This window comes from Methylophaga sp. UBA678, from assembly GCF_002299105.1.
Taxonomy (GTDB): Bacteria; Pseudomonadota; Gammaproteobacteria; order Nitrosococcales; family Methylophagaceae; genus Methylophaga; species Methylophaga marina.
Map to the genome: position 1 here is coordinate 187501 of NZ_DBNG01000002.1, position 16937 is coordinate 204437.

Genomic DNA, 16937 nt, shown 5'->3' on the forward strand with positions numbered 1-16937 from the left:
CTTACTCTCCGTTGTTATCAAGTAGGTGAAAAAAAGGCGCTTTAACGACTGTCGCTTTAACCATTGCACCGCTATCGGTACGAATAGAAAACGTTGAGCCCGGACTGCCCTGTTCTGGTGCAACAAACGCAAAACCAATGACTCTGTTGAGGTATTTGCTATAAGCAATACTGGTAACGCGACCTTTGATATTGCTGTCTTCAATCACCAGGTTGCATTCATTCGGCATCTCACCCGTAAAGTCTTTTTCCAGCACAAAGTTCACTAGCTTTTTGTTCAGTGTTTTCTTCGCGATGATCTTGAGACTGCGTTGACCGATAAAGAACGGCTTATCCATTTTCACTAAGGCATCAGAATGCGCTTCAAATGGATTCGTCAGGCCATCGGTATCGTGACTGATCAAGTGGTGCCCCATTTCCAGACGCAGTAAGCGTTGAGCATCAGTACCAAATGGTCGAATACCATGGCTTTGTCCAGCCGCCATGATTTGCTTCCATACATGAAGTCCCGCTTTGTATGGCACGTGAATTTCAAAGGCAAGGTCAGAAACAAAGCTGACACGCATCACTTTGGCATCCACACCGGCAATCTGAGTTTGAGTCATATTGCCATCTGGTAAAGCTGAATCACTCAGATCTGCTTGGGTCAGTGACATTAAAATCTCACGCGACTTCGGTCCTGCCAGTGTCATGGCAGCGATAGCACCGGTCAGATTGACCAATGTGACTTGCAAGCCCCACAACTGGACATTGCGTTGCATCTCACGGTAAACCGTTGCCGCATTAGATGAGTTGGTAGACACATAGAACTTTTCAGCTTCAACACGAACGGCTAGGCCGTCATCCAGCATCACACCCGCTTCATCCAGCAGCAGAGCAATACGGCTTTCGCCAATTTTTTGCTTGCTGAACTTGCCTGTATAAAAGCGTTCCAGAAATTCAGTTGCATCGGCCCCATAGACTTCAATCTTGCCTAAGGTACTGCCATCGATCATGCCTGCCTGTTGTCTAACCGCTAAGGCTTCTTGTTGTACGGCTTCCATCGCACTCATCGAGCGACCAGCATATTGATAATAAGCAGGACGCATCCACACACCGGCTTCCATCATCACGCCACCATTGTCGACATGCCATTCATGCATGGCGGTATAACGATGAGGATGAAAACCACGGCCGCCCAGATGACCAATTGGTGTCGGGTGGAAAAATGGTCGTGCCGTCGTGGTACCAATTTTCTCAACCGGTAACTCACGTATTCTCGCCAGAATACGAATGGCATTCATATTGGAATGTTTACCCTGGCTTGGGCCCATACCCACCGTGGTAAAGCGTTTCATCAACTCAATATTGTCAAAACCTTCTTTGGCAGCATTGATGAAATCTTTGACCTGAATATCTTCGTCAAAGTCGACAAAGTTTTTGCCTTTCGGATGTTCAACAATCGGATAAGGATGGCTTGGTGATGCCATCTCCACTTTTGGCACAGTCACCACATCGACCGTTTTACCCAGAAAAGCGGCTGCTTCTGCTGCAGCACGCTGACCATCCAGTTGGCGTGCTTTAAAATCAAATACGCCGTTAACCTTACCTGCAGCAAAGACGCCTTCAGGTAATTCATCAGGTACAAACTGCTCGACGCTGTAGTCATAACGCATTTTGGTACCCGCCTGATACAGCAAGGCAGCTGCTGGCGCCCAGCCAGCACTCATCGCGACACCATCACATGCCAAACGCACAGTGTGACCACTGTCCGCGCCGGCACTAATGTCATCATAAGGGCAGACAGACACGGCTTTGACACCCAACTTGTCAGACGTCGGTATCACTTCATAAATACAGCTGGAGATATGAACAGCAATACCTTTGTCTCTAACTTTCTGTGCAAGCTCACGTGGCGCGCCATTTCTACGCATATCAATAACAGCCACGACTTCGACACCAACAGACGCTAAGTCCAGTGCTGTTCGATATCCGTGATCATTAGCTGTAACAACCACACCTTTATTAAAAGGTTTAACGGCATAACGGTGAATCAAACGTTGTGCAGCTGATCCCATCATTACGCCCGGTAAATCGTTGTAACGAAATACGGGGGGTTGCTCGAAGGCACCAGAAGCCACAATCACTGTTTTCGCCCAGACTTTGGTGATGCCGTCTTTACCAACTAATGGCACCAATTTATCGCCATAAAAACCACCAGCATAAGCATCAGTGATTAAACGGATATTTGGGTTTGATTCCACTTTGCCTAGCAGGCTTATCAACGTATCGGTTGTTGTCTGGTCACCCGCATAGTCATATGTGAGACTGCCACCCGCCTGCTTGTTTTCGTCAACAACAATAACATCCAGACCTTGCTCAGCCGCTTTAACCGCTGCTGATAATCCAGATAAACCAGCACCAATGATTAACACATCACAATGTGCAAACTTTTTCGGTTTAACAATGCGTGGGTAGTTAAAATTAACTTCCCCTAAACCCGCTGCCTTACGGATTTTGTCTTCCCAGAAAGGAAACAGGCTTTTTGGTTTATAAAACGTTTTGTAATAAAAACCGACTGGCAAGAAAGGTGATAAATAATCGATATATTTGTTTTTATCTTTTAATACACCACCAATAGTATTGACGGCTTTAATATCCATACCATCTGCAACAGGCCATACGTCAGCACGGATATTCGTATCGACACCATCAGTCATCATGGCGTTGACATCATGATTGGCAAAACTCAATACACCACGTGCACGATGGTATTTAAAGCTACGACCCAGCACATTAATACCAGCCGCCCACAGTGCACTGGTAATGGTATCGCCTTCATAACCTTGTACCGTTTGACCTTCATATTCAAACGTCAGTGGCTTATCTCGGTTGATCCACTCGCCTCGTTTCTTTGCAATACGGCTGGTCATTTAGCTTCCTCCTGACCCAGAAGATAAGTACGGCTGACCTTATCAGTCATCGTGTTACGTTCAGCGATAAACCAAGTACCGCTCGGTGCGTGGTACCACCATTCTTTTTTCACACCTGGCGCGCCATTGCGATAGTGCACATAAGCTGCCCATTCAGAATCTGAACACGTGTCAGGATTGGGCATATTTCGATATTCTCCGCCGTAGGTGAATTCACTCATCGGCCTGATACCATTAACGGGACATTCAAGTAGTTTCATAGCCTTACTCTTAACTTAGTGACCAACTGATGCTGCGCCTTTTTCACCGGTCAGCTCATAGTCTTCAAAACGTGATAATCGGAATGATTTGATAAGGTCAGGTGCCATATCTTTTGCAATCGTCTCAGCCATGGTTTTGCCACTGATAGGTGTGGCTTTGAACCCCCATGTGCCCCACCCAGCGTCCAGATAAAACCCTTCAACCGGCGTTTTACCCATAATCGGTGCAAAGTCAGGCGTAATGTCAGCCATACCCGCCCATTGACGGACCACTTTGACATTCGATAAAAATGGGAACATATCGGTGATATGTGTGGTGAGTCCTTCCACGAAATCCAGTGATGAACGTGTTGAATGGAATTCATAAGGATCTAATGAGGACCCCATAACCAGTTCACCGCGGGACGACTGGCTGACATACACATGCAGGCTGCCTGATACCAAAATCGTATCGAGCCAAGGTTTCATCGGTTCTGATACACAGGCTTGTAAAGGGTGAATTACAATCGGTGTATCCAGATCCACCATCTCAGTGATACGTGGCGTAAAGCCTGCCACTGCAGATAACACCCGATTGGTACTGATGTAACCTTTAGATGTATTCACACCAACGACTTTGCCGCCTTTAGTATCAATGCCGGTGACTTCAGTCATCTGGAATATTTCAACACCCATGCGGTCAGCCTCTTTGGCATAACCCCATGCCACGGCATCATGACGAGCGACTGAACCTGGTGCATGATATAAGGCACCTAGGATAGGTGCTTGGCCACTGCAGGAGATATCCAATTGCGGACAAGCTTTGGATATCTCCTCAGGACCGACGACATAACTCTCAACCCCAACATGTTTATTCACTTCAGCACGCCAGCGCATAGTACGCATAGCTGACTCAGTGTGAGCTAACGTGAAGTGACCACGTGTGGAATAAAACAGGTTCAGGTCTAATTCTTCTGATAAATCTTCGTACAATTTAACGCTGGCATCGTAGAAGTTAACCCCTTCCGGCGTCAGATAATTTGAACGAACGATGGTGGTATTACGGCCAGTATTGCCGCCACCGATATAGCCTTTTTCTAATACGGCTACATTGGTAATGCCATAGTCTTTGGCTAAGTAATACGCCGCCGCCAAACCATGTCCGCCGCCACCGATAATCACGGCATCATAGGATTTCTTAGGTTCAGTACAGTCCCTAAAAAAGCGTGGTGCCGGGTGTTCACTACTCAGACCATATTTTAATAGCCCTAATGGCATTCTTAACCTCCACTCGTGTGATGCTCTACTACTAAAGGAGTAGTTCAATCTACCCCTTATTAAGTAAACAAAATTTCATCTAATGAAACATGGTTCTATTTACTCATGCTGAAAAAAACATGTCAATAGTCTTGTAAACTTTTTTTCACAATAGGAAACATTTAAGCCGGATAAATAAAAAAACCTCAGGTATAATCAGGCAGAACAGCCTAAAAGAAGACGGAGTATTCTTGCCGTGAGCAAACAGCAAACAATCGTGACGACTGAAACTGCGACACATCACTCGTTAGATAAACATCTGGGAAATACGCTGCGCCATATTCGTACTGAAAATGGACTAACCATTGCGGATGTCGCTATGAGAGCCAATGTCAGTCGCGGTATGTTGAGTAAGATTGAGAATGGACTGACCTCACCCAGCCTGGAAAAACTGGAACACCTTGCCAATGCTCTTGGTGTAAAGCTTTCGCGGTTATTTCATGACTACGATACGCCAATGGGCGGCGCTCAATATGTGAAGAATGGCGAGGGAATGGAAGTGGTTCGCCGCGGCACCAAGAGTGGTCATACCTATCAACTATTAGCGTATGACACCGGCCCGAAAAAACTGTTTGAACCGTTTTTAATCACGTTAAATGAAGAAAGTGAAGTGTTTGATCCGTTTGAACACGCCGGTACTGAATTCATATACATGCTGGAAGGAAAATTGGAATACACCGTAGGTGATGAGCGTTTTATTCTTGAGCCGGGTGACTCTCTGACATTCCACGCAGAACAGCCTCACCGACCAGAAACCAAACTGCAAATGCCCATTCAGTACTTAGCCATCATCTACTACGATAGTCTTGATGACTTTGAAGACGATAGTTACAAAAACTAGCTTGTTTTTAGGTATTTAGGGTCAATATAAAAACAGCTTACTTTCCAACATTTAGTCACGGTGTAGTAAGGCTATTCTTGATAAATTCTAACTTGACCCCAAATATCTAGGTAAGCGGGCCATTGTTCAATCCTTGAATAATGAGAATAGTTTGAGTCTAGATAACTCTGTCCCATACATTAATCACACAATCGAGTCTGACCACATTGGTAAACATTTATTATAAAGCTTGTATTCACGGACCGAGGCGAAGCCGAAGTCCCTGCCCAAAGTGCGACTGGAATAACTTGTTAGGCATTACCGGCCTCTGCAACCATTATCTTCAGTTCTTGGTTGTTATGCTCTTGGAAATCCATTACCCATTGCAATGACAATAATTCATGTCCGATGCGGCCCACGAAGTGCCGAGATAAATTGAACCTGAAGGGCTGTTCTTCCTCTTCACTCTCTTCACTAGTCTCCGTGAACTCAAACGCATAGTCACCCGACTCTCGATATTTAAGCTGCCAGCCTTTTTCATTCGCAAGCGCTTCACAAACTCCAAGCTCAATCACAACCAGTATGTACACGTCCCCCCTCAAAAATGTATATAGCTCCTCAGGTTGGTCAATACTTAAAACGAATGGGTAGTAGCTTCCCCATGCTTGAGCATTCTTTGTTTCATTAAGAAGAAATACTATTGGTTGATCAAATCGAGACATAATCTCTCCAATCTCATCCATTTCTCCACCGCTGAACGCAAAGACGTGCAGCCCCTTTTCCGGTGATTGATGACTAAACCCAATATCTCTGGCTTTGGCTATCTGTTGGGAAAACGAGTCCTGATAGTTCAACTCAGGTACTCTGAGCTCCATTCGTCTTGTATTTTTCACTCCAAATAGCTTATTTGATTGATCTGTTTCTAAGTATTGCTGCAGACCCGATATGGCCTCAACCTGGCGATCAATCCGACAGTTAGTATTTTCACTAGACTTAACTTCAATCACAACCGGATCACTCTCACCAAGCAGGCATATGTCACCATGGCGTATGCAATTGGTTAAATCGCATAGTATGGCAGGGACACCATGAGCAATAACATCGAAGGTTACTGATAGTTCAGCTGTTAACCCCTCTTTTCCTGCAAGCCTCCCCGCAGTTTGTTTTGGCTCATTCGAGCCAAACTCATACAAGAAAGGCTTTATTGCAAATTTATCCACGTAAAGAAATACCACAGCATCTCCGAAGCACCTCCAAACGAACAGCATCCATTTGTGTTCATTTATCCTCTGCTGATAGAACTTGATCTTCTTTTTTAGCTCTTTAGCCTTGTCTTTTGTCGGTCTGTTAGATCTAAGCTCTCGCTTCAGGCCCTTCAAGCGCCCCTTGAGCTCATCTATCTTTTTTTCTGAGTTCAAAATTCTTCGGATAAGAAACGCCTGAAACTCCTTCAATTGATCGACGCGCTCAGGGAACGACTGAATCTGTGCAACTGCTTCAGATAAGGCAAAGATGTGTTTCTTGTAATATCCGATCATCTCGGTTTATTTGCTTAACGTTTTGCTAAGGGGCGCAGAACCCTAACGTGGGGGAGCGTCCCTGTGAGCGAGAGCGAACGACTTGAGCAATTTGTTAGCATTTTTTTACCTTGTGCGCTGCCCAATAAAAAATAAATTAGTAGTTCTTTTTGGGAATTGCTTGGCTTTATAAAGCCGCATTATTTCCTTTGCCACAGCCTTGTCTAAAGCAGAGATATGCCTGTAAAGAGTCGATGCGTATTTAAGAACTTCAATTTTTCTAGAATACTTGAATCCTTCTACAGTTCTAATGTTAGGGTTTGTAGGTAGCTTGCAACGCAATAATAAATTATCTTTCGTTCGTATAATATCTGCGTATACCCTGTTATCTACAGGCGTATAATGTACAAAACAATCTCTATAGTCTTTGAATCTATCTACCCATTTTAATTTGGCTTTTCTTAAAATATCGACTGGTCCAGATAATTCTTTTTTGCCACAAAGCTTATTAAATGAAACTGGCGTTTGATTTGAATATGCCACACCCACAACTCTAGCTAACAAATCAAGAGCGGCATTTAATGCCATTAAATATGCTTCAAAATCCCAATATATTTGATGAGTGATTGGGTTTGATACACTTACCTCAAAACAATTTTCATCAAAGTCCTTAATTCGTTTTTCTTCGCTTTTTTTAATGAAGTGATACTTTTGGTGTATCTCCTTCAGTCTGTGTTCAGCGTGATCTAAATGATATCTATAGAATCTAGGATATTCGCGAGCAAACCAATAGAACTCAAACAACTCACCTTCGTCATCAATTTTGTCTATTTCAAATCTGATCTTATCAAGAGCCTTTACTAAGGCTGGTGAGAATCTAGAGAACTTTGGTAGTTCTGGTATCGTGACTTCTATGACGAATCTCCCTTGGATGCTAACGCCCCGCTAAATGGCGAGCGTTAGTGAGTCCCAGCGCCGAAGGCGCGATTTTGGCTTGCATTATTATGCATTGCATACCTCAAACAGGCCAGCAAATAGATTGGCAATCTCTATGCCTGATTTGGAACAATTCTTCGCTCTATGTTTTGTCGCTTTTTTTTCGTAGTACTCATGTGCAAACAAGTTACGGAGCGAGACAAGATCATCAAGCTTGGTAAAGTATTTGACGAAAGACTTTTTACCATCCCCCTCTGCCCAATAACCACTGTTATAAAGCTCGACAAGCGCACCGACAATATATGATCTGTCAGACTCTTTTTGTTGAAGCTGCCCCGCAATCCTATAGACCTCTTTATCCTCCTCGCTGAACTTGTTATATATCTTTCTTTCTATCCATTCTTCGTTATATGCCGAAATTCTATCTATAATCTGCACAATGATTTGTGGAGCTAATATAACGACTCTTAAATAGTCTCCTTCGTAATGAGAGGTCTGAAGCAATTCAATTTCCTTGAGTAGTTCTTTCTCTTTCATCTGACTCGAACCTCTAATGATGCATAACGCCCCAAGCAGCGGACTGAAGCTTCCGTTGCCTTTGTTTGTTAGTCTATAGAATCTCTATAGTCGTAGTTGACCTTAATCGGGCCTTAGTAAGTTTTTCCCAGGCGTTTTTTTCTTCAGTACCCATTTCAGAATTAATTATCAAATTGTATAACTCAGGGTTTGTTTCGTAGTAAACCAGAAGATGAACGAATAATTTCTTTTCTTTGTTTGTATAGCCTCGACCTACTTTCAACTTAACGGTATATTTTTTCCCCACTTCACTCGGCAAAAGACCGACATAGTAATCACTAATATCTAGGTCATAAAATCTCTGGCTTAAAATTATATCCTTTTCGGGTGGCCACTCACTGGAAGGTTCGCTTGTCACGACTACTTCATATTTCGATACTCTCGAAGATAAACTCCCCGTATTAACCAATTTGTGCGCAACAACGTGATCAGTTTTATTCGAGTATGAACTGTCTTTTAAATATTGAAGATCAAATCTTGGTATTATCATATCTGCTAGCTCTAAAGTATTAGAAGATAGATTTAGCCTGCCAGATAATACAGCTAGAGAATTCTGTGTAGATCTCGTATCAAGTTCTACTTCAGCAAGTTTAGAATTAAGTACTGCCAAATCCGACTCTGAGCGTAAGCTATCAGCTTGATATTTCCCAATAAAATAATATCCACCTAGTGTAGTTAATAATAAATTCAGAACCAGGAGGAATAGCGTACTCCGTCGTTCTAATTCTTCGGCCTTATCGCTAGCCATTCTCTTTACTCCTGTAAACCTAACAGTGTGTTTTATGAGGCCACTGGCCTCATAATAAATATTAAACAGGGGGCCTTATAATTTATTTCCAAAAAAATAACATATTGATTATTCATCAATTTTTATTTCGTAATTTTGAATTATGAGGCCATTTTTTTAACTAGCTATGAAAAATAGTGCCTGATATTACTTATTTAGGGAAGGCGATTTTATAAAGTAATTTAATGATTTTATTCAGGTAGTCGCAGGAAACTGGCCGCCGACTGATGGCTGTTAAGGTGGGGTACCACTCCCAAGCAGGGAGCATCAATTCGGCTCGTTAAGGTCTCTATCATTTCCGTTGATTCTGATTGTTCAGCCACATGATTCGCCACCCAGCCAGCCAGTTTGAGACCTTGTTGTTCAATGGCTGCCACGGTCAATAAGGCATGATTAATACAACCTAGTTTAATTGCCACCACCAAAATCACCGGCAATTGAAGTTCAACAGCAAGATCGGCCATAGTGCTTTCTGTGTTTAGTGGTACATACCAGCCACCCGCACCCTCTACAATGACTGCGTCTGCCTGTTCAGCGATTAATTCATAGCTGTGTTTAATCTTGGCAAGAGAGAGCGTTACACCTTCTCGCTCCGCCGCAATATGGGGGGCAATAGCCGGTTCAAAGGCATAAGGGTTGATTAGTGAATAAGCTAAATCTGCCTGGCTTTGTTTGATTAATGCGAGTGCATCCTCATTTTTCCACTGCCCATCTAACCACTCACAACCGCTGGCAATCGGCTTCATACCAACTGTTTTATAGCCTTGTTGTTGCAGTAGAGATACCAAGCCCACACTGATGAAGGTCTTCCCTACTTCAGTATCGGTACCTGTTATAAAAAAATGTGTGCTGGTCATAATCGTTTGATCTCACTGATCGGAATATAAACACTGTCATCATCCGTTCGGCATTGGCCTGATTGAGCTAATTTCCACGCATGTCCAAAAATGACTTCATAGCTGGCAGGTAAACCGTCAGCTTGGCGAAATGTTTCATACGAGGAAATCACTTTTTGCATCAGTTGCTTGCCGGTCAGGCCACGACGGCGACCTTCATTCACATTACGAGCGCCGAGGATTTTCAGATCGCGCATCACACTCATCGCATCGTTATAACTTAATGTGTAAGGCTCCATATCTAACACACAATCCGCTAAGCCGCTGGCTGTCATTGCATCACCAACGTCATGCATATCGTAAAATAAATTCACATGAGGATAGCTATCTACTTCAGCCCAAGCTTGACGAAGCTCGGTCAAGGTATCCGGCCCTAAGCTGGTAAACATCAATAGTCCCTGTGGTTTCAGCACCCGAAAGATTTCACTGAAACAACGCTTGGGATCGCACCACTGTAATGCCAGATTGGCATAGATCAGATCGACACTGTTATCGGCTAGTGGAATGGCTTCGGCATCACCCGCCAAGACTTGTAAACGTTTCTGTTTCGGTAACCAGCGCTTAATGCCTTGATCATGCCGATAACGCTTTTCGGCCTGCTTTAACATTTGTGGTGCAATATCGACAGCGACTAATTGGGCATGAGGATAGCGCTTTTGTAATAACGATAAATTACGTCCGGTCCCCGCCCCAAGATCCACTATCGTTTGTGGTTCGACAGTGATGTATGACAAGCGCTCTAATAATTCATCGGCTGTTTGTCTCTGTAACACAGCCACATCATCGTAATGCTCGGCGGCGGCAGAAAATGACTGCGCCACCTTTTTTTTATCGGGACGATATTCACTCATGGATAAATTGTTCTATCACTAATTGGCATTGTTGAGGTTGCGAAATAAAAGGCGCATGGCCTAATCCCGGCATCACATCAATACGCAGTTTTGGCTGCAACTTCTGTACGTATTCTGCTAATGAAACGGGAATAAGATGATCATTCTCAGCCAGAATCATTTGAGTGGGGCAATTTACAGTGGCAAGCGCATCTCGCAAATCCCACTCAGCCAGACACTTTAAGCCTGCCTGTAATGCCTCTGGTTCTGGTTCATGTTGTTGAGCCAGTTGCTCACTTAATTGTTTAATCACTTGTCGGGGCTGATTCGCGCCTTTTGCTTGCAGCATAATAAACCGCTGCAAGGTCAGCTGTTGGTCATCAGCTAAGCTGGCTGAAAATGTGTCAAAAACTTCTTGCGGCATCGCACAAGGCCAATCATCTGTTTGCACAAAGCGTGGATTACTTGCCAGCATAATCAGTTTTTTGACTTTCTCTGGGTAACGCTCTGCCATAGCCAACGCGACCATGCCACCTAATGACCAGCCCAGCCAAATGGCCTTTTCTGGTAAAGCCTCTGCTAGCTTGGCTAATAAGGTGCTTAATTCAAAATCACCCTCGTGCCAGTCACTTTGACCATGTCCGGGTAAATCAACCAAGTGACAACTGAAATGTTCAGCCAATAAATCAACCAGTGGTTGCCAGACACCGCTGTGCATACTCCAACCATGTACCAAAACTAAATCAGGCCCCTGACCTATGCTGTTAATGTGCATACGCCTGCTCCAGTGCACTAAGCAGTCTATTCACATCCTGTTCTGTATGGGCAGCAGAGAAGGTAATTCTCAATCTGGCGGTATTTTTGGGCACTGTCGGTGGACGGATAACACCGACCAGAATGCCTTGTTCTTCTAATTTCGCCCCTATTTCCAGCGCCTTTTTATCTTCACCGATAATGACGGGTTGTATTGGTGTTTCTGAAGACATCAGTTTCAGACCGAGTTGTTCAGCGCCTTGTCTGAATTGCTGAATTAATTGCTGAAGTTTGTCTCGTCGCCACTGTTCTGATTCCACCAAATCCAGACTGACCAAAGTAGCTGCCGCAATCGCCGGCGGCTGTGCCGTGGTATACACATAGCTACGTGCTTGCTGAATTAAGGTTTCGATGACCAGCTCATCAGCAGCGACAAAAGCACCGCCAGTACCAATGGCTTTACCTAAGGTCCCCACCACAATCGGCGCCTTATTAGGTGTGATTTGGAAGTGAGAAACCGTGCCGCGACCATCTTCACCAATCACACCAAAACCATGAGCATCATCAATCAGAACGGCTGCATGATGTTGTTCAGATAAGGCCATAATTTCAGGTAAGGAGGCGATATCTCCATCCATACTGAATACACCATCACTCACTATCAGCCGATGTTTTGCTGTAGCGGCATTATGTAAGCGTTTATGTAATAGCCCCATATCAGCGTGTGGGTAACGTAACTGGTCGGCATCAGTCAGACGGCCACCGTCCAGTAGAGAAGCATGATTCCATTTGTCCTGAATCACGGCATCGCCACGAGTAAGCAGTCCATCAATCACGCCAAGATTGGCCATATAACCAGTGGAAAATAGTAATACGCGTTGTTGACCCGTAAAATCCGCCAGTTTTTCTTCTAATGCCTGATGGTAATAACTATGACCGGTCAACAAATGGGCGGCGCCACTACCGACACCTTCCTTATCAACTGCTTCTTTGAACGCTTGTTTAATATCAGGATGGGCAGCAAGACCAAGATAATCATTGCTGCAAAATGACAAAATAGTTTTATCACCAAGATGAATATGCACACCTTGCTCACCGACTCTAAGACGATTTTGTCGATAACGCCCAGCCGCTTTGCGTTCAGCTAAAGCGGCGGTCAGTTCATTATGCCAAGGGAGTTTGGCCACTCGAAACTGGAGACGTTAGGCTGCTGAAGAACAGCTGCGTTCTTCTGTTTTTTCTTCACCAACCCAAGGTGTGATACCTAAACGTTTGAACAATTGCTGATCATGATTGGTATCAGGGTTGTCAGTGGTTAACAGTTTTTCACCATAGAAAATCGAGTTAGCACCAGCCAGGAAACACATGGCTTGTAACTCATCGGTCATATGCTCACGACCTGCTGATAACCGCACAAATGATTTAGGCATCATGATACGTGCAACAGCAATAGTACGAACAAACTCGATAGGATCCAGGTTATCAACACCATCTAATGGTGTACCTTCAACTTGTACTAATAAATTGATAGGTACACTTTGTGGTTGTGTTGGCAGATTTGCCAGGCTGATTAATAAACCAGCACGGTCATTGCGACCTTCGCCCATGCCCACAATACCGCCGCTACATACATTAATACCGGCATCACGGACATGGCTTAGGGTATTCAGACGGTCTTCATAGGTGCGGGTAGTAATAATTTCACCGTAAAATTCAGGTGAGGTATCCAGGTTGTGGTTGTAGTAATCCAGACCAGCATCTTTTAAACGCTTGGCTTGATGCTCTTCAAGCATACCCAGTGTGACGCAAGTTTCCAGACCTAAGCTCTTCACGCCTTCAACCATTTCTGCAACGCGTTCCAGATCACGGTCTTTCAGGCTACGCCAGGCTGCGCCCATACAGAAACGATTAGCACCCGCCTCTTTCGCTTCATTGGCTGATTTCATGACTTCATCAAGCGGCATCAAAGGTTCTGCTTTGACGGCTGATTCATGGTGTGCACTTTGTGGGCAATAACCACAGTCTTCGGCACAACCACCGGTTTTGATACTTAATAAGGTACTAATCTGCACCGCATTGGCATCAAAGTTAGCACGATGAACGGTTTGTGCTTTAAACATCAGGTCGTTAAAGGGCATAGCAAATAAGGCTTCAACCTCTTGCTGGCTCCAGTCGTTGCGGATTGTTGCTTGGGTTTCTGCTACATTCTCAGGCATGATGACTCTTTACTGATTTAAAGGATTAAATTAGGTCATGTCATGGCAAATCTGCTCTCACTGACACAACAATTCCGACAATTATACAGGAAAGTATTTCCAATTCCGTGTTTACTCTGTGGACTGCCGACAGAAGAACATGCCCTTTGTCAGGGTTGCATCAATGAATTACCGCTTATTAAACAACATTGTCTTCGTTGCGCCATACCATTGGCATCTGGACATATTTGCGGACAATGTCTGAAAAAGCCGCCGGTACAAGATATCAGTCTCAGCTTGTATCGTTACGATCAAGCTGTTCCCAGAATGATGTCTGCCCTGAAGTATCATCGGCAAGTTCAGATTGCTGATCTCTGTGCACGAGAATTTATAAAACAGCATTCACTGAATTCACTACCGGAAGTATTGATTCCCATACCTCTTCACCCCAGTCGTCTTCGTCAACGTGGGTATAACCAGTCTTTATTATTTGCGGAAAAACTGGCTGCATTATTGAATATTTCCTGCCAACCAGAGTTACTGAAGCGTATCAAAAAAACTGCCAACCAGACCCAACTCAATGCGAAACAGCGACATAAAAATATGCGACACGCTTTTCAGTATTCGTCAGAGATCGTGCCTGAACACGTGGCCATTATTGACGATGTCATGACATCCGGTGCGACAACACATGAAGCAGCGCGTGAATTAAAGCGAGCAGGTGTAAAAATCATAGAAGTATGGACAATTGCACGTGCAATAAGCCATTATTAATATTCACTAAATCACACTTAGGCTCATAAGGCGTTTGGATGCAAGATATCGCCACCTTACAAGCACGTTTGGACGAACTACTTCGCATCGCTAAAAGCAATGAGCGAAAACAAACCAATTTCCAGGAATATGAACTGGCATTGCTTGCTAGTAACAATCTTCATGAACTACTGGGGATTGTGCTTGAAGAGCATAAAGAGCGTTTTCAGCTGACTGATGTCACATTGCTGTTACACGATCCTGAATATGAATTTCAGCGCTTGATCGAAGCGCAGCCAGTCAAATCCTCGTGGCTCGATAAACTGATATTTACTGAATCGGCGCATTTGTTAAATCAGTATTTCAGCCCGCTACGTAAAACTCGCCTTATCCGTTATTCACCACATCAACATGCTTTCTTATTTCCAGACCAAGCCGAACTTGGCTCAATCGCCTTACTGCCGTTAATCAGACATAACGTATTAATCGGTAGTCTTAATTTGGGCAGCCGTAATCCGAATCGCTTTGAAAGCAATATCGGCACGCAGTTTTTGGAACACTTGGCAGCAGTGATGTCAGCTTGTCTGGAAAACGCACGTTTACATGAACATATTAAATTAGTCGGTTTACGTGACCCATTAACCGGCATTAACAACCGCCGTTTTTTTGATCAACGTATCAGTGAAGAAGTCAGTCGGGCCAAGCGTATCAATAGCCCACTATCCTGCCTGTTTATTGATCTGGATTTTTTTAAACGCATCAATGATCACTATGGTCACCAAGCGGGAGACGCTGTTCTCAAGCAAGTATCACAACTGTTAAATGATCGTTTGCGTAATAGCGATGTGCTCGCTCGCTATGGTGGAGAAGAATTTGTTATTTTGCTCGCTGACACTAGCGCGGAAGATGCAGGCTTAATTGCCGAACAAATTCGTCATCGAGTAGAAAAAACAGACTTCACCATTCCTTCCGGCAAAATGATTCATGCCACCCTTTCTATCGGTACCGCAACGCTGGCTCAACATAGCCATATACATGACACCAAATCGCTGGTTGCGGCGGCTGACCAAGCCGTTTATGCCGCTAAGTTATCGGGCCGAAATCAAGTCAAACAGGCACGTTAAATGTTACTCACCACCTTTGCTATTAATACAGTTATTTTCGTCACCACCATTTTGATCCACTACGAAACCCTCTACCAGTTAGCGAAACGTCTTCCTGCACTGCATATTATTCATCGTTACCGGGTTTTACTGGCGGTGATGGTGGTCATGGTGGCGCATATTGTGGAAATTTGGCTGTTTGCTATCGGCTATTATCTGATGTTGCATGCAGATGGCTTTGGCAATTTGATGGGAAATATTGACTCCAGCCTGCTGGACTGTAGTTACTTTTCATTCACAACCTACACCACGCTGGGGTTTGGTGATATCGAACCCACAGGGTATATACGCTTTTTAACCGGACTGGAATCATTGACTGGCTTGGTCATGATTACCTGGTCGGCTTCTTTTGTGTTTCTGGAAATGCAAAAATACTGGCCAAAACGTTAAATTTTATGGGGTTATTATCGCTGAAGGGTGTCTGACATTCATATAAAACTGTTTACCCTGCCGATGCACCCAGCCACGCACTTCAACCGTTCGATTCAGGTAATGTTTCCAGTCCTCAAAATAAACGCTGTCTTTCTTTTTAATCGCGAGTTTGAACTGTTTATTTGCCTGCAGGAATATCGTGTTTTTACCTTGCTTGATGGCCTTAAGTTTCAATCTGATACGTTGCCAACCACGATAGCTGACGCCTGTTTTTAAATCAGACACGTGCTTTACCTGATAGTCAGACATTGACCATATCCCTTTTTTGGCTTGTTCGGCCCTGCTTTGAGCTTCAATAAGTTTATCGCTGTATCGCAAATTAGGGGGAATCAGTGTCAGCGACGCTAGCCCCTCTTCAATCAACATGGCATTCAAATATTGTCCATCAGGCAGAAAACAATGGGCTAAAGCACGATCATATTTATCGCGTTGCTGCTGGTCATACTCAATGAAAAAATCGCCATGACTTAGGGTATTGATTAGCCATTGTTTTGACTGTTCACCACCCGCTTCAGCGTCGTGGTAACGGCTCTGGATCTCAGGGGTGTTGATACCCAGTAAACGAATAATCTGGCCAGACTGTAACTCAATGGTGTCTCCATCAATCACCCGTTTGAGCTTAACTCTATAACGGTATGGGCTGGATTTGAGCGTGAGTAAGGTCGCATTGGCAGATGGTTGGTCAGAATAAAGCGTCTGTCCCTGCTCATTCTGTGATTGATAAACCGTTGTGGCATGACAGACCACGGATATGATGAAGGTGATAAACACCATGCTCCATCGCATCGTTTTTCCTCCATGAATAACGATAG

17 protein-coding genes are annotated in these 16937 nt (G+C 44.2%); 4 read left to right on the forward strand and 13 right to left on the reverse strand.

Going from position 1 to position 16937, the window contains the following annotated elements:
* Window position 1: 1 nt before the first annotated feature.
* From B3014_RS01200 to B3014_RS01210, 3 genes are read right to left on the reverse strand one after another with little or no spacing between them, the layout of a single operon-like run.
* Window positions 2–2911 (reverse strand): FAD-dependent oxidoreductase, encoded by a 2910-nt coding sequence (locus tag B3014_RS01200; protein WP_289243144.1) that lies wholly within the window; start codon window positions 2909–2911, stop codon window positions 2–4.
* Entirely contained in the window at window positions 2908–3171 is a 264-nt protein-coding gene (locus B3014_RS01205) for a sarcosine oxidase subunit delta (RefSeq protein WP_289243143.1), read from the reverse strand. Before B3014_RS01205 ends, B3014_RS01200 begins: the two co-directional genes overlap by 4 nt.
* Window positions 3172–3186: 15 nt before the next feature.
* Window positions 3187–4428 (reverse strand): FAD-dependent oxidoreductase, encoded by a 1242-nt coding sequence (locus tag B3014_RS01210; protein WP_289243142.1) that lies wholly within the window; start codon window positions 4426–4428, stop codon window positions 3187–3189.
* A gap of 235 nt (window positions 4429–4663) precedes the next feature.
* On the opposite strand from B3014_RS01210, the gene B3014_RS01215 reads away from it, so the two are divergent.
* Window positions 4664–5308: a helix-turn-helix domain-containing protein gene (locus B3014_RS01215; RefSeq protein ID WP_289243141.1), complete on the forward strand. Its 645-nt coding sequence runs from the start codon at window positions 4664–4666 to the stop codon at window positions 5306–5308.
* A 290-nt stretch (window positions 5309–5598) separates the two neighbouring features.
* On the opposite strand, the gene B3014_RS01220 is transcribed toward B3014_RS01215, so the two are convergent.
* From B3014_RS01220 to bioB, 9 genes are all read right to left on the reverse strand, one after another.
* Window positions 5599–6825 (reverse strand): hypothetical protein, encoded by a 1227-nt coding sequence (locus B3014_RS01220; RefSeq protein ID WP_289243140.1) that lies wholly within the window; start codon window positions 6823–6825, stop codon window positions 5599–5601.
* A 105-nt stretch (window positions 6826–6930) separates the two neighbouring features.
* Complete coding sequence (locus B3014_RS01225) at window positions 6931–7608, reverse strand: hypothetical protein (protein ID WP_289243139.1); 678 nt, start codon at window positions 7606–7608, stop codon at window positions 6931–6933.
* A gap of 198 nt (window positions 7609–7806) precedes the next feature.
* The gene (locus B3014_RS01230) at window positions 7807–8277 is read right to left on the reverse strand and encodes a hypothetical protein (RefSeq protein ID WP_289243138.1); all 471 of its coding nucleotides are present in this window, start codon (window positions 8275–8277) and stop codon (window positions 7807–7809) included.
* 73 nt (window positions 8278–8350) lie between these two features.
* Window positions 8351–9064, reverse strand: a complete 714-nt coding sequence (locus B3014_RS01235; protein ID WP_289243137.1) for a hypothetical protein — start codon at window positions 9062–9064, stop codon at window positions 8351–8353.
* A gap of 230 nt (window positions 9065–9294) precedes the next feature.
* Window positions 9295–9960, reverse strand: a complete 666-nt coding sequence (bioD, locus tag B3014_RS01240; RefSeq protein WP_289243136.1) for a dethiobiotin synthase — start codon at window positions 9958–9960, stop codon at window positions 9295–9297.
* The gene (bioC, locus tag B3014_RS01245; protein ID WP_289243135.1) at window positions 9957–10850 is read right to left on the reverse strand and encodes a malonyl-ACP O-methyltransferase BioC; all 894 of its coding nucleotides are present in this window, start codon (window positions 10848–10850) and stop codon (window positions 9957–9959) included. The genes bioD and bioC overlap by 4 nt, the downstream gene beginning before the upstream one ends.
* Window positions 10843–11604, reverse strand: a complete 762-nt coding sequence (gene bioH / locus B3014_RS01250) for a pimeloyl-ACP methyl ester esterase BioH (protein ID WP_289243134.1) — start codon at window positions 11602–11604, stop codon at window positions 10843–10845. Before bioH ends, bioC begins: the two co-directional genes overlap by 8 nt.
* A complete protein-coding gene (gene bioF, locus B3014_RS01255; RefSeq protein ID WP_289243133.1) occupies window positions 11594–12769 on the reverse strand; it encodes an 8-amino-7-oxononanoate synthase in 1176 nt (391 codons plus the stop codon). The genes bioH and bioF overlap by 11 nt, the downstream gene beginning before the upstream one ends.
* Before the next feature lie 15 nt (window positions 12770–12784).
* Window positions 12785–13798, reverse strand: coding sequence for a biotin synthase BioB (bioB, locus tag B3014_RS01260; RefSeq protein WP_289243132.1), 1014 nt, complete (start codon window positions 13796–13798; stop codon window positions 12785–12787).
* A gap of 42 nt (window positions 13799–13840) precedes the next feature.
* On the opposite strand from bioB, the gene B3014_RS01265 reads away from it, so the two are divergent.
* The 3 genes from B3014_RS01265 to B3014_RS01275 are packed head-to-tail and all read left to right on the forward strand — an operon-like array spanning window position 13841 to window position 16083.
* Entirely contained in the window at window positions 13841–14551 is a 711-nt protein-coding gene (locus B3014_RS01265; RefSeq protein WP_289243131.1) for a ComF family protein, read from the forward strand.
* A 38-nt stretch (window positions 14552–14589) separates the two neighbouring features.
* On the forward strand, window positions 14590–15654 hold the full coding sequence (locus B3014_RS01270; protein ID WP_289243130.1) for a GGDEF domain-containing protein: 1065 nt from the start codon (window positions 14590–14592) through the stop codon (window positions 15652–15654).
* Window positions 15655–16083, forward strand: coding sequence for a potassium channel family protein (locus B3014_RS01275; protein ID WP_286303867.1), 429 nt, complete (start codon window positions 15655–15657; stop codon window positions 16081–16083).
* Window positions 16084–16086: 3 nt separating this feature from the next.
* Here B3014_RS01275 and B3014_RS01280 read toward each other — a convergent pair whose 3' ends face one another.
* Window positions 16087–16911 (reverse strand): thermonuclease family protein, encoded by an 825-nt coding sequence (locus tag B3014_RS01280; RefSeq protein ID WP_289243129.1) that lies wholly within the window; start codon window positions 16909–16911, stop codon window positions 16087–16089.
* Window positions 16912–16937 lie beyond the last annotated feature (26 nt).

Bases quoted from the DNA above. Each gene is read 5' to 3' on its own strand.
- B3014_RS01200 (WP_289243144.1), bottom strand. From the start codon at position 2,911: ATGACCAGCCGTATTGCAAAGAAACGAGGCGAGTGGATCAACCGAGAT.
- B3014_RS01205 (WP_289243143.1), bottom strand. From the start codon at position 3,171: ATGAAACTACTTGAATGTCCCGTTAATGGTATCAGGCCGATGAGTGAA.
- B3014_RS01210 (WP_289243142.1), bottom strand. From the start codon at position 4,428: ATGCCATTAGGGCTATTAAAATATGGTCTGAGTAGTGAACACCCGGCA.
- B3014_RS01220 (WP_289243140.1), bottom strand. From the start codon at position 6,825: ATGATCGGATATTACAAGAAACACATCTTTGCCTTATCTGAAGCAGTT.
- B3014_RS01230 (WP_289243138.1), bottom strand. From the start codon at position 8,277: ATGAAAGAGAAAGAACTACTCAAGGAAATTGAATTGCTTCAGACCTCT.
- B3014_RS01235 (WP_289243137.1), bottom strand. From the start codon at position 9,064: ATGGCTAGCGATAAGGCCGAAGAATTAGAACGACGGAGTACGCTATTC.
- bioD (WP_289243136.1), bottom strand. From the start codon at position 9,960: ATGACCAGCACACATTTTTTTATAACAGGTACCGATACTGAAGTAGGG.
- bioC (WP_289243135.1), bottom strand. From the start codon at position 10,850: ATGAGTGAATATCGTCCCGATAAAAAAAAGGTGGCGCAGTCATTTTCT.
- bioH (WP_289243134.1), bottom strand. From the start codon at position 11,604: ATGCACATTAACAGCATAGGTCAGGGGCCTGATTTAGTTTTGGTACAT.
- bioB (WP_289243132.1), bottom strand. From the start codon at position 13,798: ATGCCTGAGAATGTAGCAGAAACCCAAGCAACAATCCGCAACGACTGG.
- B3014_RS01265 (WP_289243131.1), top strand. From the start codon at position 13,841: ATGGCAAATCTGCTCTCACTGACACAACAATTCCGACAATTATACAGG.
- B3014_RS01270 (WP_289243130.1), top strand. From the start codon at position 14,590: ATGCAAGATATCGCCACCTTACAAGCACGTTTGGACGAACTACTTCGC.
- B3014_RS01275 (WP_286303867.1), top strand. From the start codon at position 15,655: ATGTTACTCACCACCTTTGCTATTAATACAGTTATTTTCGTCACCACC.
- B3014_RS01280 (WP_289243129.1), bottom strand. From the start codon at position 16,911: ATGCGATGGAGCATGGTGTTTATCACCTTCATCATATCCGTGGTCTGT.